This window comes from Chryseomicrobium aureum (genome assembly GCF_043182735.1).
GTDB lineage: Bacteria > Bacillota > Bacilli > Bacillales_A > Planococcaceae > Chryseomicrobium > Chryseomicrobium aureum.
In genome coordinates, this window is the sequence record NZ_CP171117.1 from 1,977,665 (window position 1) to 2,001,330 (window position 23,666).

The 23,666-nt window shown below is 45.5% G+C and carries 22 protein-coding genes; 17 read left to right on the forward strand and 5 right to left on the reverse strand.

Annotated features, from left to right (window positions below; genetic code table 11):
* Nucleotides 1-29: 29 nt before the first annotated feature.
* From ACF3OH_RS10360 to ACF3OH_RS10385, 6 genes are read left to right on the forward strand one after another with little or no spacing between them, the layout of a single operon-like run.
* Complete coding sequence (locus ACF3OH_RS10360) at nt 30-608, forward strand: bifunctional adenosylcobinamide kinase/adenosylcobinamide-phosphate guanylyltransferase (protein ID WP_392454514.1); 579 nt, start codon at nt 30-32, stop codon at nt 606-608.
* On the forward strand, nt 562-1,308 hold the full coding sequence (cobS, locus tag ACF3OH_RS10365; RefSeq protein WP_392454516.1) for an adenosylcobinamide-GDP ribazoletransferase: 747 nt from the start codon (nt 562-564) through the stop codon (nt 1,306-1,308). The genes ACF3OH_RS10360 and cobS overlap by 47 nt, the downstream gene beginning before the upstream one ends.
* Complete coding sequence (locus ACF3OH_RS10370) at nt 1,281-1,889, forward strand: histidine phosphatase family protein (protein ID WP_392454518.1); 609 nt, start codon at nt 1,281-1,283, stop codon at nt 1,887-1,889. Before cobS ends, ACF3OH_RS10370 begins: the two co-directional genes overlap by 28 nt.
* Nucleotides 1,814-2,218 (forward strand): bifunctional adenosylcobinamide kinase/adenosylcobinamide-phosphate guanylyltransferase, encoded by a 405-nt coding sequence (locus tag ACF3OH_RS10375; protein WP_392454520.1) that lies wholly within the window; start codon nt 1,814-1,816, stop codon nt 2,216-2,218. The genes ACF3OH_RS10370 and ACF3OH_RS10375 overlap by 76 nt, the downstream gene beginning before the upstream one ends.
* Nucleotides 2,209-2,691: an ECF transporter S component gene (locus tag ACF3OH_RS10380; RefSeq protein WP_392454522.1), complete on the forward strand. Its 483-nt coding sequence runs from the start codon at nt 2,209-2,211 to the stop codon at nt 2,689-2,691. Before ACF3OH_RS10375 ends, ACF3OH_RS10380 begins: the two co-directional genes overlap by 10 nt.
* A complete protein-coding gene (locus ACF3OH_RS10385) occupies nt 2,688-3,371 on the forward strand; it encodes a hypothetical protein (protein ID WP_392454524.1) in 684 nt (227 codons plus the stop codon). The genes ACF3OH_RS10380 and ACF3OH_RS10385 overlap by 4 nt, the downstream gene beginning before the upstream one ends.
* Nucleotides 3,372-3,417: 46 nt before the next feature.
* Here the strand turns inward: ACF3OH_RS10385 and pdxT are convergent, their stop codons facing one another.
* Nucleotides 3,418-4,008, reverse strand: coding sequence for a pyridoxal 5'-phosphate synthase glutaminase subunit PdxT (gene pdxT / locus ACF3OH_RS10390; protein ID WP_392454525.1), 591 nt, complete (start codon nt 4,006-4,008; stop codon nt 3,418-3,420).
* A 1-nt stretch (nt 4,009) separates the two neighbouring features.
* Nucleotides 4,010-4,900 (reverse strand): pyridoxal 5'-phosphate synthase lyase subunit PdxS, encoded by an 891-nt coding sequence (gene pdxS / locus ACF3OH_RS10395; RefSeq protein ID WP_204589658.1) that lies wholly within the window; start codon nt 4,898-4,900, stop codon nt 4,010-4,012.
* Between the two features lie 363 nt (nt 4,901-5,263).
* On the opposite strand from pdxS, the gene ACF3OH_RS10400 reads away from it, so the two are divergent.
* The 8 genes from ACF3OH_RS10400 to ACF3OH_RS10435 are packed head-to-tail and all read left to right on the forward strand — an operon-like array spanning nt 5,264 to nt 17,050.
* A complete protein-coding gene (locus ACF3OH_RS10400) occupies nt 5,264-7,690 on the forward strand; it encodes a hypothetical protein (protein ID WP_392454527.1) in 2,427 nt (808 codons plus the stop codon).
* Nucleotides 7,687-8,622 carry an ATP-binding cassette domain-containing protein gene (locus ACF3OH_RS10405; RefSeq protein ID WP_392454529.1) on the forward strand — a complete coding sequence of 312 codons (936 nt, stop codon included), beginning with the start codon at nt 7,687-7,689 and terminating at the stop codon, nt 8,620-8,622. Before ACF3OH_RS10400 ends, ACF3OH_RS10405 begins: the two co-directional genes overlap by 4 nt.
* Complete coding sequence (locus ACF3OH_RS10410) at nt 8,619-9,464, forward strand: ABC transporter permease (protein WP_392454531.1); 846 nt, start codon at nt 8,619-8,621, stop codon at nt 9,462-9,464. Before ACF3OH_RS10405 ends, ACF3OH_RS10410 begins: the two co-directional genes overlap by 4 nt.
* Nucleotides 9,465-9,476: 12 nt before the next feature.
* A complete protein-coding gene (locus tag ACF3OH_RS10415) occupies nt 9,477-10,832 on the forward strand; it encodes a hypothetical protein (protein WP_392454533.1) in 1,356 nt (451 codons plus the stop codon).
* A gap of 10 nt (nt 10,833-10,842) precedes the next feature.
* Entirely contained in the window at nt 10,843-11,826 is a 984-nt protein-coding gene (locus ACF3OH_RS10420) for an AAA family ATPase (protein WP_392454535.1), read from the forward strand.
* Between the two features lie 12 nt (nt 11,827-11,838).
* Nucleotides 11,839-12,705: a DUF58 domain-containing protein gene (locus ACF3OH_RS10425; protein WP_392454537.1), complete on the forward strand. Its 867-nt coding sequence runs from the start codon at nt 11,839-11,841 to the stop codon at nt 12,703-12,705.
* A gap of 9 nt (nt 12,706-12,714) precedes the next feature.
* On the forward strand, nt 12,715-14,463 hold the full coding sequence (locus tag ACF3OH_RS10430) for a BatA and WFA domain-containing protein (protein WP_392454538.1): 1,749 nt from the start codon (nt 12,715-12,717) through the stop codon (nt 14,461-14,463).
* Nucleotides 14,447-17,050: a VWA domain-containing protein gene (locus ACF3OH_RS10435; protein ID WP_392454540.1), complete on the forward strand. Its 2,604-nt coding sequence runs from the start codon at nt 14,447-14,449 to the stop codon at nt 17,048-17,050. The genes ACF3OH_RS10430 and ACF3OH_RS10435 overlap by 17 nt, the downstream gene beginning before the upstream one ends.
* Nucleotides 17,051-17,124: 74 nt before the next feature.
* On the opposite strand, the gene ACF3OH_RS10440 is transcribed toward ACF3OH_RS10435, so the two are convergent.
* The 3 genes from ACF3OH_RS10440 to ACF3OH_RS10450 form a co-directional block, all read right to left on the reverse strand.
* Complete coding sequence (locus tag ACF3OH_RS10440) at nt 17,125-18,438, reverse strand: CitMHS family transporter (protein WP_392454542.1); 1,314 nt, start codon at nt 18,436-18,438, stop codon at nt 17,125-17,127.
* 94 nt (nt 18,439-18,532) lie between these two features.
* Nucleotides 18,533-19,222, reverse strand: a complete 690-nt coding sequence (locus tag ACF3OH_RS10445) for a response regulator (RefSeq protein WP_392454543.1) — start codon at nt 19,220-19,222, stop codon at nt 18,533-18,535.
* Between the two features lie 4 nt (nt 19,223-19,226).
* Nucleotides 19,227-20,780: an ATP-binding protein gene (locus ACF3OH_RS10450; protein WP_392454544.1), complete on the reverse strand. Its 1,554-nt coding sequence runs from the start codon at nt 20,778-20,780 to the stop codon at nt 19,227-19,229.
* Nucleotides 20,781-21,011: 231 nt separating this feature from the next.
* On the opposite strand from ACF3OH_RS10450, the gene ACF3OH_RS10455 reads away from it, so the two are divergent.
* The 3 genes from ACF3OH_RS10455 (at nt 21,012) to ACF3OH_RS10465 (ending at nt 23,626) form a co-directional block, all read left to right on the forward strand.
* On the forward strand, nt 21,012-21,599 hold the full coding sequence (locus ACF3OH_RS10455; protein ID WP_392454546.1) for an HRDC domain-containing protein: 588 nt from the start codon (nt 21,012-21,014) through the stop codon (nt 21,597-21,599).
* A gap of 197 nt (nt 21,600-21,796) precedes the next feature.
* Entirely contained in the window at nt 21,797-22,435 is a 639-nt protein-coding gene (locus ACF3OH_RS10460; RefSeq protein WP_392454548.1) for a transposase, read from the forward strand.
* Nucleotides 22,436-22,627: 192 nt separating this feature from the next.
* On the forward strand, nt 22,628-23,626 hold the full coding sequence (locus ACF3OH_RS10465) for a diguanylate cyclase domain-containing protein (RefSeq protein ID WP_392454549.1): 999 nt from the start codon (nt 22,628-22,630) through the stop codon (nt 23,624-23,626).
* The last annotated feature ends 40 nt before the right edge of the window (nt 23,627-23,666 follow it).

Genomic DNA, 23,666 nt, shown 5'->3' on the forward strand with positions numbered 1-23,666 from the left:
TAGTATACAAAACCACAGGAGGAATCTCTATGCTTATTTTTGTTTCAGGCGGCGCACGCAGTGGAAAAAGTCAGTTTGCAGAAAAACTGGCCACTTCCCTCATAACCACCTATCCCCCTCTTTATATCGCTTCTGGACAAGCAACCGACTCCGAGATGATGGAACGCATTCAACATCACCAGCGGCTCCGAACGTCAAGTGGGGTCGCATGGGAAACCATCGAAGTCCGCGATGCCCTCACGCCACTCGAGCGACCGTTTCCAACTGACCAGCCGATTTTGTGGGATTGCTTGACGACATGGCTCGGCAATTTTTGGTTTGAGAATGTCGACAAAACAACACTAGTTGCTTCATTGACACAACAAATTTCGATGTGGAAAAAGACTGGGATACCTGTCATTTTAGTGTCGAACGAGGTATTTGACGAGCCCACATCCGTATACCCCGAAACGGAAGAATACAGAAAGTGGCTCGGCGAACTTCATCAATGGATTGTAGCAGAGTCCGATTGCAGCATAGAAGTGACGTTTGGAATCCCAAAGGTCTGGAAGGAGCCTCAAGATGAAAGAACTACTCAGTGGCTTGCCACTTGCCTTACAGTTTTTTAGTAGCATTCCCGTTAAAGCCACCTTGCCGATGACAAAACGGTCCATCACTTCAATGTTTGCCGTCTTCCCTTTCATCGGATTGCTTGAAGGAACACTTCTTTTCGGACTTTATACACTCTTATCGAATGAGCTTCATATCGTACTTCTTGCAGCTTTGTTGGTTGCAGCGCATCTTGCCTTTATAGGTGGCCTCCATTTAGATGGTCTGACAGATACTGCAGACGCTTATTTTTCTTATAAAGACCAGGCAAAACGTCAGCAAATATTAAAAGACCCTCGTGTGGGAGCGTTTGGTGCGATGACAGTTGGCGTCTCGTTACTGATGCGGTTCGGAATTTATGTGCAGTTGATCAGCTTAGAGCTTTCCATACTTCACTGGCTAGCAATTCCGATTTTAATTCGGTGTGGAATGGTGTTGTATTTAGTTGGAACAAATCCATCAAAAGAACATGGTATGGCACATTTTTTCAGACAGTATTTCTCATTCCTTCCCCTGACATTTATCCAACTCTTTATTCTGGCTACTTTGATTGTACTCCTTCCAGTTAGCAGTGGCCCTGTTGCGGTTCTTTTCATTGGGATTTGGTACTTCAAAATCTGGACGAGAAAGCATTTTGGAGGGGCATCCGGTGATATGTGCGGAGCATTTATAGAAGGAGGCGAATTAGTCGTATGGCTCGTCTTGTTGATCTTATTATAATGCGACATCTACCAACTTATGGAAATCAACAGAAACAGTATATCGGGTGGACAAATCAAGAAATTTTGGATGCAGACGTTCCTCCACTCACTAATCAGGAGATTCAGGTCTATTCTAGCGACTTGATTCGATGTATCCAAACCTCAACACTTTATTTTCCAAGAAGCACGGTACATACTGATGCAAGCTTCCGGGAGTTGCATTTCGGTGACTGGGAAGAAAAGACGTATGCAGATTTGCAGTTCGATACAGCTTATAGAAACTGGATTGATCGACCACTTGAATCCACACCACCAAAGGGTGAATCGTTTAGCGAGTTTGAAACACGCGTACATCAAGCTTTGTTTAATTTACTAGACACTTCAGATAGTCCATTTATTTTAGTGGTCCACGGTGGTGTGATTCGATTAATAAAGTCTTGGTTTACTTTAACTCCCTTCCAGCAAGCAGCTGCTGGGCACAACACAGTTTTTCACTTCACATTAGAAAAAAAGGAGAGCTGGTCATGCATATCGTATTCGGAGGTGCCTACCACGGCAAGCGAGCCTTTGTTCGCGCGTATCTTGAAAGAAACGATGTAACAGTTCAATGGATTCATGCAGATGAAACAGAATTCGATCATACAAAAGATGTACTTGTCTTTGATGGTATCCAAGCGGCGTTATTTCCTCTTACAAAAGAACAGAGATCCGAATGGCTAGACACGTTACAATCTGCTGCTTCGAACCAAACAATCATCTGGATTGTTGAAGATATTTCCCGGGGAATTGTCCCTTTGCAAAAAGAAGATCGTGTATTGCGTGATGAATCAGGGCGAATCACACAATACCTTGTCGCAGAGGCCACTTCTGTGACACAAATCTGGTACGGACTACATGAAATGAAGAAAGGAGTGTCACTATGGGAATGACGAGAAAGCTTACACTAGCAGCACTTTTTGTGGCTCTTTGCGGAATCGGTGCACTTATTAAGTTACCTGGTCCATTCAGTAGCGTTGCCCTTGATTTGACCCCGGCACTTTTAAGTGTGGTATTTCTTGGTCCTTTATGGGCAGGAGCGATTGCAGGCATCGGTCACATCTTGTCAGCACTCAGCGGCGGCCTTCCACTTGGGCCGTTTCATTTCATCGTAGCACTCGAAATGGTAGGAATAGTCCTGATATTCGGATGGTTTGTCCGACGAAACCGACAATTACTCGGGTATATATGGGTTACGTTGGCTACAGGCCTTCTTGCGCCTCTTCCATTCTACTTTCTGATCAGTCCCGCTCTTTATAGCGCTTTGGCTCCTCTTCTTTTAGTAGCTACAGGAATCAACTGCTTGCTTGCCTCTATTGCGGCACCTTTAGTAAAACGTGCAGGGCGACAGGAGATGATTCGGTGAGAGATGCAATATTTTTAGGCAACGAGTTGTGGATGGGTGTTGATAATTCTGCGGGAATTGGTGAAAAACCTGGAGATGTCCTAAGTGCGAGTGAGAGTTTAGTCGCGGAAATGGCAGCAAGAGTAGCTTTATTAGAATTATGGTGTGTTGAGGCAGAAGCGCAGCAAATTGTCGTAATCAATTTTACGGGAAATGCTGCTTGGAATTTCTATAAACTCGGTATCGAACGATTATTCCAAAACATTGGGCTAGACTGCCCTCCTATTGCCGGATCAACAGAGTCGAACATGACCACATTACAGTCAGGAATTTCCGTACAAATTATAGGAAGCCGCCAGAAAAAATGTTGGTATCAGACAAAGAAAAAACTGACACCTGCCGAGCAACCAGGCAACTGGTTTCTAATTGGAAAACCCTTGGTTGGCCAAGCGGTTTTAAACACCCCAACTGAAGTTGTTGCACTAAAAGAGCTTTATTTGGCACGACTTTCGGATTCCATTTCGTATTGTCATCCGTGTGGTTCTTCTGGTGTCGATGCAGAACTGTCTCGTTTAGGAATTCGTGCATCTAATCCTATTCCACCCGGAAGCGCTGGGCCCTCAACCTGTGTACTTGTAAAGTCACCATTATCTTTAGATGCGTTGCAACGACTATTCACTGCAAGTGTGCTGGAGATTTGAGACAGATGAGACAACCCCTGGGGTTGTCTCATTTGTAGAGTTAACTTTATTTTGAGATAACCCCTGGGGTTGTCTCACTAACAAGTTTCACGAAATAGCGCATGAGACGGTGATCATCGGTTAATTCAGGGTGGAACGAACACCCGAGGAAGTTGCCGTCACGTGCAAGCACGATACGGCCGTCGTGTTTTGCTAACACTTCAACAGACTTTCCTACTTCCACAATATGAGGTGCTCGAATAAACACAGCAGGAAATGGTTCCTCTAAACCTTTTACATCTAAATCCACTTCAAAACTATCGACTTGTCGACCGAATGAATTTCTCTCGACCGTCACGTCCATCACACCCAAATGACTCTCTTGTCCTACGACATTGCGTGCCAACAGTATTAAACCTGCACACGTGCCGAACATCGGTAGCCCTTCTTCTGCAAGTTTGCGAATCGGCTCAAGTAATTCGTAGCGATCGAGTAACTTGCGCATTGTCGTACTTTCTCCACCTGGCAAAACGAGAGCATCGAGTCCTTCGAGGTCTTCAAGCCGTTTCACTTGAACAGCAGTTGCTCCACTTTCTTCTATAGAAAGAACATGTTCACGGACGGCACCTTGTAGAGCGAGAACACCAATTCTCAACATTTCACAGCACCCGGTCCTGCATGCGGTCACTTGCTTCTAAGCGACCAATCTCAATACCTTTCATTGGAACCCCTAGATCTTTTGAAATTTCAACGAGTAGTTTGTAATCTTGGTAATGTGTCGTGGCTTCCACAATTGCGCGGGCGAAACGTTCTGGATTGTCCGATTTGAAAATACCAGAACCGACAAATACTCCGTCTGCGCCAAGTTCCATCATAAGAGCTGCATCCGCAGGTGTCGCAATGCCTCCTGCAGCAAAATTCACAACAGGTAAGCGCCCTAAATGTTTGATTTCCAGTAATACATGATAAGGTGCACCTAAGTTTTTCGCTTCCGTCATCAATTCATCGTCGTTCATATGAATGATTTTTCGAACTTGGGCATTTAATTTACGTAAGTGACGAACCGCTTCTACGATATTCCCTGTCCCCGGTTCTCCCTTTGTGCGGAGCATGGATGCGCCTTCTCCAATTCGGCGAGCTGCTTCTCCTAAATCTTTATTTCCGCAAACAAACGGCACGGTGAAGTCGCTTTTGATTAAATGAAACTCTTCATCTGCTGGTGTTAATACTTCAGATTCATCGATGTAATCCACACCCATAGCCTCAAGCATCCGCGCTTCCGAAATATGACCGATGCGCGCTTTTGCCATGACCGGAATTGTCACGGCCTGCATCACTTCTTCTGTAATGCGTGGGTCAGCCATACGCGCCACGCCGCCCGCAGCACGAATATCCGATGGTACTCGCTCTAAAGCCATAACAGCAACCGCTCCAGCTGCTTCCGCAATGCGCGCCTGCTCTGCATTGACGACGTCCATAATGACGCCACCTTTTTGCATTTCCGCCATTCCTCGTTTCACTCGATCTGTTCCAGTAAATTGTTTCGTCATTCAATTCAACCTCCAGTACTAGTATAGATAGAGGATACTATGAATCTGACATCTACAAAATAGTCAGTTTCTTATAAATTCGAGTGGTCAGGAGAATCATTTATATCCAATTAGTTTCCATAATATGACTTCGGTAGAATAAATCCCATTACTGTAGAAGAAATTCGAATTTGGGTTCAATAAATCGGGTTTAGTGTTCAAGAAAACGCCTCTTCGTCCGATGAACGACTGCTCAGCGCCACGACTTGACCACCCTACGACTTTAACCAGAAAAATATTTTGAAAATTAGTGAAACAAAACATCTCCTAATACGTTACCATTAATTAGATAGAAATAATTAGAAAATTTAGGGGGAACAATTGATGAAAAAAGTACTAGGTACACTTGGGCTATTCACAGTCCTTGTGTTTACAGTGCTCCTTATTCCGACCGCGGCTTTTGCGAAATCAGACATTACAATTAAAGCGACCGCGGGTTACGACAATAAGGTGCTCTATGGAAGTGGCGTGCCTATAACGCTCACACTTCAAAATAATGGAGATGACTTCTCTGGTGATATCGTGATTGATGCGCCGGAGTCCTATGAAGTCGGCTCTGCTCGCGCATTACCTTTAACACTCGCTGCCGGTGAGACCAAAACCCTTACACTCCGCTTATCGGCCCTTTCGGAGGACTATATGTACTCAGGTACGAGCATGCAAATGTTCTATTTATATGAAGGCGGCTGGGAAAAAGGAAAAGAAGTCACCTATAAAGGCGACAAAGCCGTTCGCCCTAGCTTCTTCATGGGAGACTCGCTATTTATCTTCACATTGACGGAGTCGACGGATCGTCTGACGGCACTTCGTACTATAAAATTCAATCAAGGTCTTCGTCCTGAAGTCATTTCATTGAATCATTTAAAAAATGGTGTTTTACCTGCTACAAAGCAAGACTGGGATATGGCAAGTATTGTGGTGGTCGATGAATCTTCTATCGCAGACTGGCCAGACGCTCAGCAACAAGCATTAGTCGACTGGCTACACGCTGGTGGAACAGTGCTTGCAGGGGCTACTTCTAAAGGTGACGCAGAATTTGGTATGCTTGCTGACTATTTGCCTTTAAAAGCAACGAATGAAACGATGACCATCACACCTGAGCAAGCACAAGACTATGCTAAAACTTCAGACCTTCCAAACGCAATTACCGTACAACAAAGCACATTAGCAGAAGGTGCGACAAGTGTTTGGAGCTTAAACAACACGCCTGTAACCGCAATGAAAAAAGTAGGAAGCGGAACAATCATGCAAACTGCGTTTTCACTTGGGGATCAACCGCTCTCTGCAGAAAAGGGTTATGACGAACTGCTTTCTGTATTGATCAAAGATGCAAAAGTAATCGACACGGGCTCTCAAATTTATTACGGTGGACAATCGACTTTAGACTCTATTGGCTACGAATCTGTATCAATCAATGAATTGTTCCCGTCTTTTGAAGTATCTGTTCTCGGTATTGGATTTATTATCTTTATTTACTTTTTATTAGTCGGACCACTTCTTTACTTCGCGCTCAAGCGCAAAGACAAACGGGAATATTCGTGGTGGATCATACCTTCGATTGCCATTTTAACGTCTGTTGCGATTTTCGCATATGGAGCACGTGACCGCTTGGCCAAACCACAAGTCCACCAAATGAGTTTTTATGAAATGCAGGAAGATGGCATGATGAACGGTTACTTTGTCGAGACACTCCTCTCAAACCGCAGTGGCGATTACAAACTAGTGGCTGGTGAAGGGACTACGTTGTCTTCTTGGAAAGGCCAAAGTTTCTCTGGTAATCAAATGGATACTCGTATGAAAGCGATCATTGAAGGAGAGCCAGAAAACCCGACCATGACATTGCGTAACGTCGGCTATTGGTCGACATCTAGCATTATCGGACAATCTACTGTGGAAGCGACTGGAAAACTCCTTGTCAACATTGAAAACAATTCGGAACTGATCAGTGGAACTATCGAAAACACTTTCCCATTCCCACTAACAAATGTTCAGATCTGGACAGGTGCGAAACAAATTGATCTTGGTGATCTTGATGCAGGTGAAACCCTTCAAGTCAATGAACAGCATAAAGCAGGCATCTTGCTTCCTGCGAAATCGACTATGGGTGGTTCAGGTGGTTACTACGGTGGTACACCTATGGGAATGACTTCTGAAAAGCTTCCGGAAGAACGCAAACGTGCCATCAAACAGGCATTTGATATGTATTTAATGAATCAACCACTAAAGACACCGGTTGTTATTGCGATTTCGAAAGAGCCAATCGTGCCAATCACGGTAGAGGGTGAGCGTGCGGAACTGGATGCAACGAACTTACTCATTCAACCGTTTGAGTCCTCTACATTATTTAAAGGAGAATTCACTCTCCCGTTTGATTCTTTCGAACTTGAAGTGTATTCCGATAAAGGATTGTATTCCGAACGCACACCAGGACAGGTGAATGAGTGGTATATGGAAAACGGTGAATTCATCTATCTCGCAACGATTCCGCAAAATATTACGGATGAGCCACCTGTTTGGAAAGAACTCGCTATTAAAAATACCGTCGCAAATGTCATGACCTACGAAATTTTAAACCAAAAAACTGGTGAATTTGAGCCTGTCACAGATTCGCGTGCTTCTTTCACTGAAAACATCGCGGACTATATCTCGAAAGAACAAACGATTGAGTTACGCATCAACAAACAAGACAGCACAGGCAACGATTACACAAAAGTTCCTGAAGTCGAATTGACTGGGGAGGCAGCACAATGATTGAAATCAAAGGACTGACAAAACGATACGGTAATTTTTATGCATTAAAAGATTTGAATTTGACGATCGGAGAAGGCGTTGTATTTGGTTTCGTGGGAGCAAACGGAGCTGGGAAATCGACGACATTCTCCATCCTGTCCACTCTCCTTCAACCGACAAGTGGGGAAGCATTCATCAATGGCAAGTCTGTACGTAGACAGCCTCATGAAGTACGAAAACAGATTGGCTACATGCCGGACTTTTTCGGAGTGTATGATCAATTAAAAGCAGACGAGTACCTCGACTTCTACGGTGCGAGTTACGGAATACCTGCTGAAGAACGTGAAAAGCTAATTCCTGAACTTTTGGAACTCGTGAACTTATCACACAAACGCTATGAGTACGTGGACTTGCTATCGCGCGGGATGAAGCAGCGCCTTTGCTTGGCACGGTCACTGATTCATGATCCAGCCGTATTAATTCTCGACGAACCTGCATCTGGACTCGATCCACGTGCACGAATCGAGATGCGCGATATTTTGAAACATTTAAAAGGCATGGGCAAGACGATTTTGATTTCGTCGCATATTCTTCCAGAGCTTGCAGAGATGTGTGATGAGATCGGTGTCTTAGATGGAGGACAATTAGTCGCCCACGGTAGCGTGGCAGACATTCAAGAAAAATTGCAAAACGAGCGTCCTGTGACAGTTCACCTGCTCGGAAGCCTTCCAGAGTTTGTGGCATTTATCGAAGAACAACCGTTTGTATCAGCGATTGAAACAGATGAGAAACGCTCTCTTGTGACATTCTCATATCGTGGTACCGATGATCAGCAACGCGAATTGTTGAAAGCAGCAATTTTAAAAGACCTGCCGATCATCACATTCTCACAGACGGAAACAGATCTTGAAGATGTCTTCATGGAAATCACGAAAGGAGTGGAGACAGTATGAAAACACTCCTCTACAATCCGGTACTCATTAAAGAATTAAAATTACGCTTTCGTAGTGTGAAAAGCTCTGTCGGTTTGTTGTTTTATCTATTAGCCTTAAGTGTATTTGTGTTCGGTATGATTTTCATTGCTACAAACTTTACCGGGACAGGCTTCTTCCGACCAGACGAAAGCTATTATATGTTTATCGTATTGACGTATATCCAGCTCGGACTGATTTTATTCATCACGCCTGGTCTAACAGCTGGGACTATCAGTACGGAACGGGAGAAACAAACGTTGACCATTCTTTTAACGACCTCTCAAAAGTCTTGGCAGATCATCTTTGGGAAACTGGCGTCTTCTCTTGCTTTTTTAGTGTTGATGCTGATTTCTGGTCTTCCAATTTATAGTTTAGTTTTCTTATTTGGCGGAGTTTCACCCATCCAACTCGTTCAGATTTTCTTGTTTTTCCTACTGACGGTTCTTGCAATCGGTAGTCTTGGAATCATGTTCTCGACGATTACGAAAAAGACGATTGTTTCGATGATTGCGACGTACGGTTCAATGATGTTCTTAGCAGGCGTCACAGCATTTTTCATGATTTTAGCAATTCAAGCAAGCTACGGATTCGGGATGGGAGCCCCATCTCCATCTTTCATGGCTCACTTCTGGGCAAGTATTAACCCAGGAATTATGGTGTTCTCACTTGTCAGTCCGGACGGCATGGTATTTTTAAAAGACATGACACAGGTGGACTTCCCCATCTGGATCACATACGTTAGCTTTTACATCTTATTGACTGCATTTGCATTGTTTATTGCAATCAAGAAACTGCGTGTCAACATGGGCAAAATGCGCTAAAGGAGGATTTGTATGACCCACTCTAAATGGCAACCGATGATACGACAGGCTCACCAGCGCGTCGTTCGCGTGTTTGCTGTCGAGCAATTGCAACAAGCACTGGTCGCTGCTGCCATCACATGGTTCTCTCTTCTCCTGGTATCGCGTTTCTTTGTTCTTCTTTATTTTCAGTGGATTGCAGTAGGGGCTGCGCTTTTGGTGGGAATCGGGTATTTCGTGTACTTGATGCGCAAACGGCCGACACAGCTTGAGTCATTGCGTCTATACGATGCAGCATTCCCAGAAAATGAATTTATCACAGTAGCTCAAGCTACGACCCCTTCCCCACTTCTTGAGCATTTAGAGAACAAAGTCACACCACTTGTTCCGTCTGCGACTGAGCGGTTTAAAAAAGCCGTTCGTGTGAAATGGTCCATGCGTAGCTTGCTCCTGGCACTAGTATTTCTTGTATTAGGATTTGTCAGCGTGATGATTCCATCGGATGATCAGATTGCGGCAAAAGATGCAGAAGTAGAAAAAGCAGTGGTTGCTGAGCTTGAGAAAGAAGTTAAGAAATTAGAGCAGCAAGCGAAAAAGCCAGATGTGAAAAAGAAAGTGGCAGAACTTGAGCAAGAGCTAAAGAAAGCGGATACTGCGAAAAAAGCGTGGGAAGACGTCACGAAAACGAAAAAAGAGCTTGAGCTACAAAAAGCGCAACTTGTGAAGAAACAACAACTTGCAGAAAATGATACAACCAAGTCTGGGCTTACAGCAGAAGAAAAAGAGAAACTTGAAGAGCTGACAGCATCGATTGAAGGACTCAATGAACAGATGAAGTCCGCCCAGGCAGCGATGGCGAAAATCGGTCAGCCGCTCTCCACACCGACGCAACTGGCAACAACGAGTCAAAATCAAACAGCTACTGGGCAAAACCAGTCTGGACAGCAAAATCAACAAGGACAAAACGGACAGGGGCAAGGCCAAGGTCAAGGCCAAGGGCAAGGGCAAGGCCAAGGGCAAGGTCAAGGTCAAGGTCAAGGACAAGGCCAAGGTCAAGGCCAAGGTCAAGGCCAAGGTTCGGGGCAAGGCGGTGGTCAAGGCGGCACACAAGGTGGAAAAGGCCAAGGTGACCGCTCTCTTATCGCTACACCTAAACGAATCGGCACGCCGGGTACTTCCACAACAGATGGTGGTCAACTTGGCGAGGGACAAGCGATTGGAGAACAGACCGGCGAGACGCCTGTAACTAAAGGAACCGTTCGACCGTATCAAGATGCTGTTGGCGACTATGCTCCGCTCTATCGTGACAGCGTCGACCGACTGAAACTCCCTTCTGACCTGCAAAACTATGTACAGTCTTATTTTTCATCCATCCAAACAACAGATTAGTGGAGGCATTATGAACTATACACCAGAACATTTCGAACAGATGAGTGCAAAATTTGCACAAGCAAAACAAGAGATCAGCACGTTTATCGTCGGGCAGCATGAAGCTATCGATTACACCCTCCTAGCAATGGTTGCGGGGGGGCACACACTTCTCGAAGGACTTCCGGGTCTCGGGAAGACGATGCTCATCCGCACCATCGGAGAAGTATGTGATTTGTCATTTTCTCGTATTCAATTCACACCAGACTTGATGCCTGCTGATATTACAGGAACGAGCATGATTGAGCGCAGTGAAGACGGAAAGACCGATTTTGTATTTAAAAAAGGACCGATCTTCCATCAGCTTGTGCTTGCCGATGAGATCAACCGCGCGACTCCGAAGACGCAAAGTGCGTTACTCGAAGCGATGGGTGAACACACGGTAACCGTGCTCGGTGAAACACGCAAAATGGAAGAACCGTTCTTCGTTCTAGCAACGCAAAACCCGATTGAAATGGAAGGAACGTATCCTCTTCCAGAGGCACAAGTTGACCGTTTCTTATGTAAAGTCGTGTTACCGTACCCTTCGAAATCGGAACTGAAAGAAATCATGGTGCGTACAACAGGTACCACTTCGCATGACTTACAACAAGTCCTTTCCGCACAGGAAATTCGTGAAGCGCAGGCGATGGTGAAACACGTGTTAGTGGCAGACGATTTGATGGACTACGCAATCACGTTGATTACGTCCACGCACCCCGAGAGCTCAACACTCGAACCGATTACACGCTTCGTTCAGTTCGGAAGTGGTCCACGTGGGTTGCAGAGTTTGATTCGAATCGCTAAAGCGCGGGCATTTTTAGCAGGTCGCCTGCATGTATCGATTGCAGATTTAAAACAGTCTGTTAAACCCGTACTCCGTCACCGCATTCGCCTAAACTACGAAGCGGAAGCGCTTGGCTACACACCAGACCATGTACTCGACTTGATGATCGAAGAACTTGCAAAAGCGTAAGGAGGAAACACTATGCCGTTACTGACGACATCGACTATGAATAAACTTGCCAACTACCGCATCGTCAGTCGCAAGCGGCAAGCAAACGGTCGGCGTGGCACACATGCTTCCCAACGTTTTGGCTCATCGCTTGATTTCTCTGACTTTCGTGTGTACGAACCAGGAGATGATGTACGACAGATCGACTGGAACGTGTATGCTCGAACGGATAAACTATTTATCAAGCGCTTCTTAGACGAACAAGAGATGCGTGTACATATTGTGCTCGATACGACGCCGTCTATGAACGACGGGGACAAATGGCTTCACGCGCAACAAGTAGCCGCTCTCTTCGGCTACCTCGTACTGACGCATGACGACTCATTGTCGTTTACTGCCAAGCAACCCGAGCGACTCCATACGTTTCGTAAAAAAGGGACCATGTACCGGCACGTATTCCAAGCCAAAGTTGAAGAACTCGAGACGACGAAAGCCGATGAACCATTTCTAAGCACCATCGCTTCACAGATTCCAAAAGACGCAAACAGCGTGTTCGTTGTAACTGACGGGCTTGAAGCACTAAGTGAATTTGAAAAAACGTGTCAGCTTTTAGCACGGCGTCCACGAGACATTCGGTTCATCATTGTCTCGTCCGAACAAGAAGAGAACCCCGATTACTTCGGAGATTATTTGCTTGTCGATCGGGAATCGTCCGAAAGTTTAAATGTGACCGTTACACCCGCTATGATCAAACGATATGAAACAACACGGAAACACCATTTTGAACAACTGGAGAACCTTGCATCCCGCTATGGCCACAGCCTCGTCTTCGTGCCGAGCCAGCCGGATTTCTTAAGTGCCGCTCTTCACCAGTTCGTTCGTTTTCAATGGATACGATGAGGTGAGTAGATGAGTTTTTTACAATGGACAAATAGTTGGACGCTTATCTTCCCTCTTGCTGTCCTTCTTTATTATTTCTTCCGCAAACGCTATACACCAATGACGATTTCCTCCACACTGTTTTGGGAATCGTTCATGAACGAAACGAAAGCTTCTCCGTATTTTGAGAAGCTCCAAAAGAACGCTTTACTTTTCTTGCAATTACTCGCCCTCTTTTTATTTGTAATGCTTGTTATGAAGCCCTACTCTCCGGCGACGACTGCTACAGGACAAGACATTTGGCTTGTATTAGATACGTCCGCTTCAATGGAAACACGTGAAGGCGATACTACATGGTTTGAAACACAAAAAACGCGTATGAGGGCTCTTGTCGATTCACATGAAGGCGCAACATTCACTGTGGTCACGACTGGGGATACGCCCACGTTTGTTGTACAGAATAGTACGAACGCATCTGCAGTGAACGCTGCCATCACAGCGATTCCTCTTCAGTATGAAGCGGAGCAGTTGAAGAAGACGGTGGAGTTTGTGAAAGCCGGTCTTCCGAAATCTGGTGCGCACGTGTATGTTTTGACGGATGCTGCCCCTCGAGACTTGATTACGTTTGATCAAGAGAATGTTGCATGGCGCGTTGAGAACCGCCCAACTGAGCTCGGCAACATTGCCATCAAGCAGTTCGGGGTCTCACAACTAGAAGACGAGACAAATGCGATTGTTGAGATTCAAAACGACACAAAAGAAGTGGCAACTGGCACACTGGAATTTCTTGATTTGGACGGACAGTCGTTAGGTACAACAGAGTATGAAGTGCCTGCAAACGAACGCCAAATCGTTTCTGCTAAACTTCCAGCAACAGGTTCGTTCTACGAAGCTGTATTGTCGAGTGAGGATGCGTTTGAAGCCGACAACCGGATGACTGCAACCCTCTACCGTCCGGTGTTGAAAGTCGCAGTCGATGATCAGATTCACCCTACAATCCAAAAAGCGTTAACGGCAATTGGTGCGGACGTCGTCACTGTTCCAACGAATGACCTAGCCCTTCGACCAGAAGGAGAATTATTGATTACAAGCAATGAAGAATTGCTTGATGATACAGCACACCCTATTTTATTGGTTGGGCGTGGTGAGAACGAACAACTTGAAGCTGCAGGCGTTATTGAACAAAAAAAGCCGTTTTCCAATTACGTCGATTTATCCGACGTGTATGTTCAAGCGGTGTATGAACCGTTTCCTGAAGCCACGACGATTGCAGCAATCGGCGAGCAACCGTTCATCCAGCAATTCGCAAACGGCAATCTAGCCGTTCTTGCCAGTATCGATCAGACGGACTGGCCGCTCCACCCTTCCTATCCACTGTTCTTATGGGCAGCGATGGAACAGTTCTCAGAAGATGCGGAGACTACAGGTAGCTATTTTCCGAACGACCGTGTAACCCTAGCAAGTCAATACGGAGAGTGGAGCATCTATGACCGAGATGGCGAATTCATTTCGGACGTGGCATCCGACAGTACGATGACGGCTCCGCCTGCCCCTGGCTTCTATCAGCTAACAGACGGGGACGCATCCAAACACTTTACAGTCATGCTCGAACAACAAGAAAAACAACTCGGTTTTGAGAAGAGCTATGAAATCGGTACGTATGAAGCAGAAGGCACTGCAGAAGTAGATCGTTCACTCGTGCCGATTGGTGCTGTGCTGTTACTACTAGTGTTACTTACAGAATGGGAGGTGCAACGACGTCGTGGATTTACAACTTGAGAACCCCCTATGGCTTCTACTCGGCTTGTTGCCCCTCGGCTATTTTTTATGGGCACGAAACCAATCAAAAGCACCAAAATCAGCCACTGAAAAAACGGCGTTTGTGCTGCGTATTGTTGCAGTTTTCTCTCTCTTGCTCGCCCTTGCTTCCCCGCGCCTCTTGTGGCCGGTGCAAGACGAGCAGATTTTATTTCTCGTTGATCAGTCGGCGTCGATGCAAAATCAGTGGGACGCACAACAAACTATTTTACGTGAAGCAATTGGCTCAAAAAAAGCAAATCAATCCGTTGGAATCTATTCGTTTTCGAATGGCTTCCAAACCGATCAAGTCCTTTCGAATACGGTGGATGCGGTTCCTGAAATTACACAGATGGCAAGTGGGGATCAGACAGACATTGAAAATGCGGTAAAACTTGCGCTTGGTTTGTCGGATTCGGACGTAGCGACGCGCGTAGTTGTTTTGACAGATGGCAATGAGACGAACGGCTCGCTGAAATCGTTCGAGACAGAATTGCGTGACCGTGGAGTGGAACTCGATACGGTCCTTCTTTCCGGTCAGGATGAAAAAGATGTAGCGATCGTCGACTTCCAAACGCCTACGACTGCATTTGAAGGCGAGTCGCATACGCTCCAAGTGACCGTACAATCTGCTGTAGAAGGACCTGCAATCCTTTCCATTCAGTTGAATGACACACAAATTCTTTCAGAAGACGTGACACTCACGGAAGGTGACAATGTATTCTCGTTCGCAAACCCAACGGAAGAAAAAGGTCCACTCGTCTACGAAGCTACGATCCAGCGTGCAAATGACGCGGTCATTCAAAACAATGCACTGACCAGTTTGACGATGGTCGAAGATACACCACACGTACTCATCGTGTCACCTGAAGGCGATAGCCCTGTGCCGACATTCATCGATCAAGCAGGCCTTGTCGTCGATTCGATTGATGCGGCTTCCCTTCCAAGTGAACTGGCTTCTTACGCCGGCTACAACGCCATCATTTTTGATAACGTTCCAGGCCATATCGTCGGTGAAGCAAAAATGGCGATCATCGAGCAAGCCGTCAAACAGTTTGGGACCGGCTTTATGATGGTTGGAGGCGAGATGAGTTTTGGACTCGGAGGCTATTTCCAGACACCAATCGAAAAATTGCTTCCGGTTGAAATGGATGTGAAAGGCAAGCATCAATTACCTTCTCTTGCGCTCATGATTGTTTTAGACCGCTCGGGAAGTATGATGGGTGGCAAGATGGAACTTGCAAAAGAAGCAGCTGCCCGTTCGATTGAGATGCTTCGGCCAGAAGACCAGTTTGGTTTGATTGCCTTTGACGACCGACCGTGGGAAATCATCGAACCCGGTGTCATCGAAGACCGTGATGAAACGATTAATAAAGTACTGAGCATCACGCCGGGTGGTGGAACTGAAATCTATTCCAGCCTAAACACAGCGTATAACAAGCTTGAAAAAATCGGTGTACAACGCAAACATATCATCCTCCTCACAGATGGCCAGTCGTCAACGTCGAGTAATTACGAGTCGCTGATTGAGGATGGTTTGAAGGACAACATCACCTTGTCCACAGTGTCTATCGGACAAGATGCTGATAAGGTGCTGCTTGAATCCCTTGCAGAATACGGAACCGGACGTTTCTATGATGTAGTCGATGAAACTGCGATTCCGTCGATTCTATCTCGTGAGACTGCGATGACGACGAAAACGTATATCGAAGACGAACCATTCTTTCCAACAGTATACTCCGCTCCAGGTTGGGATTCTGTCTTTAACAAAGGCGTCCCTCAGTTGAACGCATACATCGCAACGACATTGAAACCGCAAGCGACTCTGGTGGCCGAGAGCACAAAAGAAGATCCGGTACTTGCGGAGTGGATGTACGGCTTAGGTCGAACGATTGCGTATACGTCTGATTCTCGAGGAGCATGGAGCGGTGACTTTGCCCTTTATGAGAAGTGGCCGCTCTTTTGGAACACGGTAATCAATCGACTCCTTCCTTCTATTGAAACGGAACCTTTTTCAGTTGAACGTGAAGAAGAAGGTGTATATATTTTATCGGACCCTAGTGGCAACTCGCAGTTCTTTGATGTGCAAGCTACGACAAATAGCGGCGAGGAATTGGTTGTAGAATCAGAACCGATCGAACCAGGAAAAGCCCGCGTTACACTCGACACAGATCCAGGCATCGTATTCTTTTCCGTACAAAATGATCAACAAAGTGTATTCCAAGCAGGCGTATCCATCCCGTACTCACAAGAGTATGCGAAACTTGGAAGTAATCAAGAATTGATGGCCAGCGTGTCAGAGACGACGGGCGGACAAGTCATTGAATCGGGCAGCGACGCAATGCGCGGATTGGCGTCTGGCAGTTGGAACCAACAGAGTTTTGTGTTCCCGCTGATCTGGCTAGCTTTGATTTTGTTCTTCCTCGACATTACCATTCGCCGCTTCGGCTTGCCGTCACGCCGCCGTTTGCAATCTGTGTTTGCACGACGTGAAGCAGCTCCTGCTGGCACTTCTAGCACGTCGATTTCCTCAATGCTTGAGAAGACGCGGACGAAGCGGGAGAATTAGAAAAAAAAAAAGAAAAAAAGGTGACAGGCACCAAATGGGAGCTACTCCCAAATGGTGCCTGTCACCTTTTGTTTTTATATCTGAATAACTCCAAGCAATACAGCAATCACTAACAACGTGATGCTCAGTCCCCACATCCAAAAGAACGAGAAGCGTAGATGTTTGCCCATTTCAAGCCCTGACAAACCTAAAGCGAGCCAAACTGCTGGTGCTAGTGGGGATACAAACGTGCCCACGATATTCCCGATAATCATCGCATACGCTGTCGACATCGACTCAATGCCATACGTCAACGCAATTTGATCTACGACTGGGAACAGCGCAAAGTAGTAAGCATCTGTGCTTAACAGCAAATCAAACGGTACACCGAGCACTCCGATAATGATATGTAAATACTGCGCCATAAACGCTGGCAAGACATTAACCGCATTCCCTGCAATCGCGGTCAGCATCCCCGTCCCATTTAAAATTCCAAGGAATAAGCCCGCTGCGATGATGATGGATGCCATCGTCAATGCGTTTGAGGCATGTGCCTGGATACGTCCCATCTGCTCTTTTGGTGTGCGGTAGTTGAGAGGCAAAGCAATCGCTACACCAATCAAGAACGCAAGTCCCGCCGGAAGCAGACCTGACATTAATACGCCAATGACGCCAACCGCTAAAATTCCATTCGCCCAAAGTAATTTCGGGCGCTTTAAAGAATCATCGACTTCATTGTTCAATATGCTGTTGCTCAAATCATAATTCAGTGGTGTTCCAGTTGCTTCCCGTTTCGCAATTAAACGCTTTTCCCGGAAGCCCATAAACACAGCAAGTAAAAGCATCAATCCGATTCCGATAATCTGAATCTTGATCAAAGGATGCCATAACTCTGTGACATCCGTGCTTAATACGGACGCTACACGCCCAAGTGGCCCTGCCCACGGAAGCATATTCATAATGGCAGCGGTTCCACTAATGAGTAATAGTAGTAAATACGGATTCATTCCAAGTCGCACATAAAGAGGCAACAGCGCTGTAATCGTAATCAAGAATGTTGAAGCTCCGGAACCGTCGAGTTGGGCGATTCCCGCAACTGCTACAGTCACAAGGGCTACAAGCACCACATTCCCTCTTGATAGCGCTACCATTTTATTGATGACTGGTTCAAATAGTCCGACGTCCTGCATAATACCAAAGAAAATAATCGCAAAAATAAACATGACAGCGACACTGATGACTGAGCTGATACCATCTGAGAAGAACGTGCCTAGGTCATCAAATGAAAATCCTGCTATAAACATCGCCACGATTGGCGGAAGAACCATTGCGACTAGTGGCGATACACGTCCACTGATCAATAACCCGACAATCACAAGAATCGTTACAATTCCAATAATACTTAACATACCGACGTCCCCCTTGTTGAAGCTTGTCCTAATAGTAAGACAATTCACAACACGGAGGAAGAATACGGTCATTCGTTCAGTAAGCTACATTAAATCAATTTTGTTCATAAGTTTCACGCAGAATATAACTGCGTTCCGGGCGCCCCACTGTCCCGTACAAGAGCTTCGTCTCCAACCTTCCTGCCTCTACAAGGTGCTCCAAGTATCTGCGTGCTGTCGAGCGACTAGTCCCAATCAGCGTACTAACCGCTGTTGCTGTAAGTGTCGAATGCCCGTCCCCATCGAACAGCTCCATTACTTTTTCCAAAGTCAACGCATCAATGCCTTTAGGAAATACCTTTTCGCCAGAAGAAGGATGGGTTGGTAAAAACATTGTATCTAGCGCACTTTGGGTAATGCTTGAATCTCCTTCTACCACCTTCTCGATTCGTTCGAATTTTTGGAATGTCTGCTGGAGTCTTTCCTCATCAAACGGTTTCACGATGTAATCGAAAACGCCATATGAATACAGAGTCGTGACGTCACGATGGGAGTTTGCAGCAGTTACCATGACCACTCGAACCTCTGGAAAGTTTGTTCGAATATCGCGCACGAGCGTGTACCCTTCCACGTCAGGAATATAAAGGTCCATGAATAAAATATGGGGCTGTTCAATACGAAGCGCATCTAGCAGGCTTGCCCCATTCAAAAATTGGTGCACGTCTGCCTCCGGTTTGAGTGACTGGATATAGTCTGCATGTAAAGCTGCAATCCGGAAATCATCTTCAAGTATCCAAGTCTTCATTTGTTCACGTCCTTTTAAGTGTTAGTAGGAAACATGCACCGCCCAGATGGCTCTCTTCTACTAAAATGGTGCCGCCCTCTTTTTGGAGTGCTTGCAGACTCAACGCGAGACCATATCCATGGTCGTAGCTATCCTTTGTTGTATACCCGAGTGTAAAAATATGCGCGGCCGTCTCCTCGTCGATTCCCGGTCCGTTATCATGCACTTCAATGAGCAACTCGTGCTTGTACTGCTGGATGACAACATGGATTTTTTTGTCTGTTTGCTCCACTTTTTGCAATACATCGATTGCATTTTGCATGACATTCCCGAGTGCTGTCACAAGGGCGTCCACTTGTTGTTCCGGATACTGATCTAGCTCATTCTCAGCATCCACTGTGACTACGATTCCCCGTTCTTTTGCTTCCGAAATCTTCCCTTCTAAAAGCGCTTGAATGAGAACCGGCGCTTGTTTGCCAAGCATCGTCAGTTCCGCCGTTGAGTCGTGCTGCTCATCACGAATAAATGAAATGGCTTGTTCTACTTGCTTATGTTTCAACAGACCGAGCAACACGTGCAGTTTGTTTGAAAACTCATGGGTCTTCGCGCGCTGCATCTGCGCCTGTTGTTTGACGCGATTGAGTTCGTTCGTCAGCGCTTCGTACTCGAGCTTTGTTCGTAAAACGTACAAGTATCCTAATTTCTTGTCCCGTTCCAACGGGGCTTTCGACAAGATGATGTCTTGGTTTTGGAGAGGGATTTCTAGAGCTCGAATGGTCGCTTCTCTTACCAGTTTTTCTGGAAGAACGTGCTGAAGCAGTACGCCCTCTTTCAGTTGGGGAATCAACTCATGTGCACGCGCATTCGCAATGACTACTTTATGCGTCTCGGAAGCGAGCACAATCCCATCCGACGTTTCTTCTAAAATCGTATGGTACGCCGAGTACAATCCTGCGATTTCGGTTGGTTGCATACCAAGAAGTTGGCGCTTTACATATATGGCTACTAGGAATGCCGCTCCGATACCTACAGCCGCAACTAGGAGTGTCAGCTGAAGCCAGCTCTGGAATACAGCATTGATCGACTGTTGTACTTCTTCTGTCAAATAGCCGACCGAAATGATGCCGACCACTTCCCCGTCGACCATCACCGGTACTTTCCCGCGTATCGATTCACCAAGGGATCCGGTCGTGATGGACACAATTGCCTCCCCGTTCACAAGCGCGGAATCGTTGTCGCCACCTACCATGGACTGCCCAATTTTTTCTGGGTCCGGATGTGTGTAGCGAATTCCTTGAGCATTTCCAATAACGACAAATGTCGCTTGTGTATCTTTGCGTATCTCTTCAGCAATCGGTTGCAATCGCTCGGAAGGATTCGGTTCAAAAAAAGCTGCTTGCACGTCGGGACGATCTGCAATTAAATAGGCACTGGTGAGCGCCTTCTCGCCCATCTCTTCGACAATCGAGTCTTGGAGGTAGTGATTGATCAAGATGAGAAACAATACACAGATGGTGAATATAATTATGCTCATCGTCACTAGTAATCGTGCTGTCAGGGAGTGTCTGAGTCGTTGCACACGGCGTCCTCCTTCCGAATCGAAAAAAGCCCTTACAGTTGCAAGGGCACGTTCATCTCTCTACTTTAAGTGTAGCATGAAAAAAGGATGGGTGCCTGTCACCCTGTTATTTCACAGAATAGTTTGTATATATCATCTGAATACGCTACACTTTAATTGGAATCATTTGGTTCCACTATCCCCTACACTGGCGAACTCCTTCCCCTAAACCACTTAGAAAGAAGGAATCCCATGTTGACCTCACTAGCTTCATCCACTGCAAATGACGAAGAACTTCGTATGATTTTGCGCGCCTTTCGTTACCACTTCGCCCAACAAGATGCTCGAAAAGTAACTCGCGTTTATTCGAATGCCACTCTGGAATACCTTACAATTCACAAACCGAAAACACTCCTCGAACTTTTGCGTGTTCCTGGCATCACTCTGAACAAAGCCGAAGAATTTGGAGAAGACTTGTTGGAAGTCCTTCATCGGCATATGACCGGGCAACTTCCTCTTATTGATCTGACGCATATCCCACGGACAGCTTCTTTTTCATCACCACTCCTCGAGACAGTGTTGGACGAAACGAGTGAAAATGTGAAGCGCGCTTTACGTGAGTTTCGTTATAGCGAATCAAAAGCAAATGGCCAGCCTGCATACATTATTTTCACCAATCAAACACTTATAGACATTGCCATTCACAAGCCCACGACACTAGAAGAATTAGGAACTATTTATGGCATCGGCCCCCGAAAAATTCAGGATTATGGTGAAGCGATTTTAGCCATTGTTCAAAAAGCAGCGGCGGAGTCACAAGTAGAACCAGCAAAAGCCTAGCAAGCAACCCATCCCTTGAATGATTCAGGGATGGGTTTTCTACTTTTCAAGAAACTAGATGGTGCCTGTCACCATTTACCAGCAGTTCCCATTTGGTGCCTGTCACCTCTATAGACTCGGAGATCAAAAATGCGTTATTCCCAATTGATTCCATACTGTGGTAATGTGAATGTATTCTATTTGAAAGGAGTGGCTATATGCCTCGAAAAAAAAGAGCATTTCAACCCAATCATTTTTATCATTGTATTATGCGCGGAAACAACCGCCACAACGTTTATCCAACAGACCTGGATATGCTGGAGCTCACTCGATCCTTTGAACTTGCACATGAACGTTATCCTTTTCAAATTGTTGCATACTGTTTCATGTCAAATCATTACCACATTCTGATTCGTGAAGAACACGGTAATCTCTCTAAAATAATGGCGCTTGTCAATAAACGCTATAGCGATCATTACCGAAAACGCTATGACTTTATCGGTCGTATTTATCAGCAAAGATTTTGGGCGTTTGCAGTGCGTACTCCTCGCAAAGTTTTGGAAACTAGTGCCTACATTCACCGAAACCCGATTCAGACCCAAGTACCAATGGTTGAGAATTTGAAAGACTATCCCCACAGCAGTTTTCCTCATTATGTTTCTTCAGAAAAGAAACCTCCTACATTCTTAGACCTTACCTACTTACCCAACTTACTGTATTATCCTTTTGAAAAGACAACTACTAGTTATGTTGTTTTTGTTTTACATCGAAGCTTTTTTGCAATCGAAAATGGAGTGGAATTAGAAGAATATGATTCTCGTCAACTACTTCCTTTTGTTAGTTTAGAGAAAAAGTAACTAGGTGACAGGCACCATATCTTTCACCATATCTTAAACGCCAAAACTGTATCTTATAACCCATTTTTACTGTATAATTCTTTAGACATATATAGTTCTATAAACAACTAGAAAGATTCCATATACCTCCATTTAAACTGATTTTTTGAACTGTTTGTCTGACGGAAAGGATGATTGATGATGAACCCTGACATGCAAAATTGGAACAGTGGCCTTATTATTTTGATCGGTATAAGTATACTTCTGCTCGTTTCCCTTATTTTTAGTTTAAAACATCAACGAAAGCTACATAATCAACTCGACGATTCGGAAGTTCGCTTTCAAGCTCTGATTGAATCGGCCCACGACGCCATTATCGTCACCGACATAGATGGGGCGGTTGTACAATGGAACAGAGGTGCTGAACGACTTTTCGGTTACACAAAGTCCACGATGATTGGCACACCCATTTTCACTGTCGTCCCGAAACAAATTCAACCTTCCTACAAACAAGCCATCACAGAATTTTTAAAGCTCGAAGACTCATCAAATTTTGATCGTATGATTGAAACACTTGGCCTCACAAGTAAAGGGCGGGAGTTTCCCATTGAGGTCAGTATTGGAACATGGACCATTCGAGAAGGTCGTTTTATCAGTTTCATCTTAAGAGATATCACGGATCGCAAGCTTGAAGAAGCACAATTAAAGGACCTCATCTATTTGGACGATCTGACAGGGCTTCCTAACCGCCGTATGTTCACAAATCGCTTGCACTCCTTATTAGCGCGTTCGGAAAAGCGGAACACTTCATTTGCTCTTCTGTATTTGGATTTAGACAACTTCAAACAAGTGAACGATCAGCATGGTCATCTTGTTGGTGACGAACTTCTTATTCAACTCAGCACGCGTATTTACAAAAAGCTCGGTCTATATGACACGCTTGCTCGAACCGGGGGCGATGAGTTCCTATTTCTTCTAGCGGATAAAGATGAACAGGAAACCAAACAGTTTGTCGAGTGGCTTAGTTCAAGTTTTGAAACACCTTTCGAAGTGGAGGGTAAGCATTTTACAATCACCTGCTCGATTGGTATAAGCATGTACCCTAAAGACGGGATTGATGCAGACCGACTTCTTCGGAATGCAGACACGGCACTTTATCAAGTGAAAGCAAACGGAAAAGATAATTACAAATTTCACAGGGATTTGAAATGAAAATAAACCAGAATCAATTCACTTTTACGAATTGATTCTG

What these genes read in the sequence shown, in the direction of transcription:
- ACF3OH_RS10425 (WP_392454537.1), top strand. Translation starts at nt 11,839, where the DNA reads ATGCCGTTACTGACGACATCGACTATGAATAAACTTGCCAACTACCGC.
- ACF3OH_RS10380 (WP_392454522.1), top strand. Translation starts at nt 2,209, where the DNA reads ATGGGAATGACGAGAAAGCTTACACTAGCAGCACTTTTTGTGGCTCTT.
- ACF3OH_RS10460 (WP_392454548.1), top strand. Translation starts at nt 21,797, where the DNA reads ATGCCTCGAAAAAAAAGAGCATTTCAACCCAATCATTTTTATCATTGT.
- pdxS (WP_204589658.1), bottom strand. Translation starts at nt 4,900, where the DNA reads ATGACGAAACAATTTACTGGAACAGATCGAGTGAAACGAGGAATGGCG.
- ACF3OH_RS10400 (WP_392454527.1), top strand. Translation starts at nt 5,264, where the DNA reads ATGAAAAAAGTACTAGGTACACTTGGGCTATTCACAGTCCTTGTGTTT.
- ACF3OH_RS10430 (WP_392454538.1), top strand. Translation starts at nt 12,715, where the DNA reads ATGAGTTTTTTACAATGGACAAATAGTTGGACGCTTATCTTCCCTCTT.
- ACF3OH_RS10410 (WP_392454531.1), top strand. Translation starts at nt 8,619, where the DNA reads ATGAAAACACTCCTCTACAATCCGGTACTCATTAAAGAATTAAAATTA.
- ACF3OH_RS10420 (WP_392454535.1), top strand. Translation starts at nt 10,843, where the DNA reads ATGAACTATACACCAGAACATTTCGAACAGATGAGTGCAAAATTTGCA.
- pdxT (WP_392454525.1), bottom strand. Translation starts at nt 4,008, where the DNA reads ATGTTGAGAATTGGTGTTCTCGCTCTACAAGGTGCCGTCCGTGAACAT.
- ACF3OH_RS10415 (WP_392454533.1), top strand. Translation starts at nt 9,477, where the DNA reads ATGACCCACTCTAAATGGCAACCGATGATACGACAGGCTCACCAGCGC.
- ACF3OH_RS10465 (WP_392454549.1), top strand. Translation starts at nt 22,628, where the DNA reads ATGCAAAATTGGAACAGTGGCCTTATTATTTTGATCGGTATAAGTATA.
- cobS (WP_392454516.1), top strand. Translation starts at nt 562, where the DNA reads ATGAAAGAACTACTCAGTGGCTTGCCACTTGCCTTACAGTTTTTTAGT.
- ACF3OH_RS10360 (WP_392454514.1), top strand. Translation starts at nt 30, where the DNA reads ATGCTTATTTTTGTTTCAGGCGGCGCACGCAGTGGAAAAAGTCAGTTT.
- ACF3OH_RS10375 (WP_392454520.1), top strand. Translation starts at nt 1,814, where the DNA reads ATGCATATCGTATTCGGAGGTGCCTACCACGGCAAGCGAGCCTTTGTT.
- ACF3OH_RS10370 (WP_392454518.1), top strand. Translation starts at nt 1,281, where the DNA reads ATGGCTCGTCTTGTTGATCTTATTATAATGCGACATCTACCAACTTAT.
- ACF3OH_RS10440 (WP_392454542.1), bottom strand. Translation starts at nt 18,438, where the DNA reads ATGTTAAGTATTATTGGAATTGTAACGATTCTTGTGATTGTCGGGTTA.
- ACF3OH_RS10405 (WP_392454529.1), top strand. Translation starts at nt 7,687, where the DNA reads ATGATTGAAATCAAAGGACTGACAAAACGATACGGTAATTTTTATGCA.
- ACF3OH_RS10445 (WP_392454543.1), bottom strand. Translation starts at nt 19,222, where the DNA reads ATGAAGACTTGGATACTTGAAGATGATTTCCGGATTGCAGCTTTACAT.
- ACF3OH_RS10455 (WP_392454546.1), top strand. Translation starts at nt 21,012, where the DNA reads ATGTTGACCTCACTAGCTTCATCCACTGCAAATGACGAAGAACTTCGT.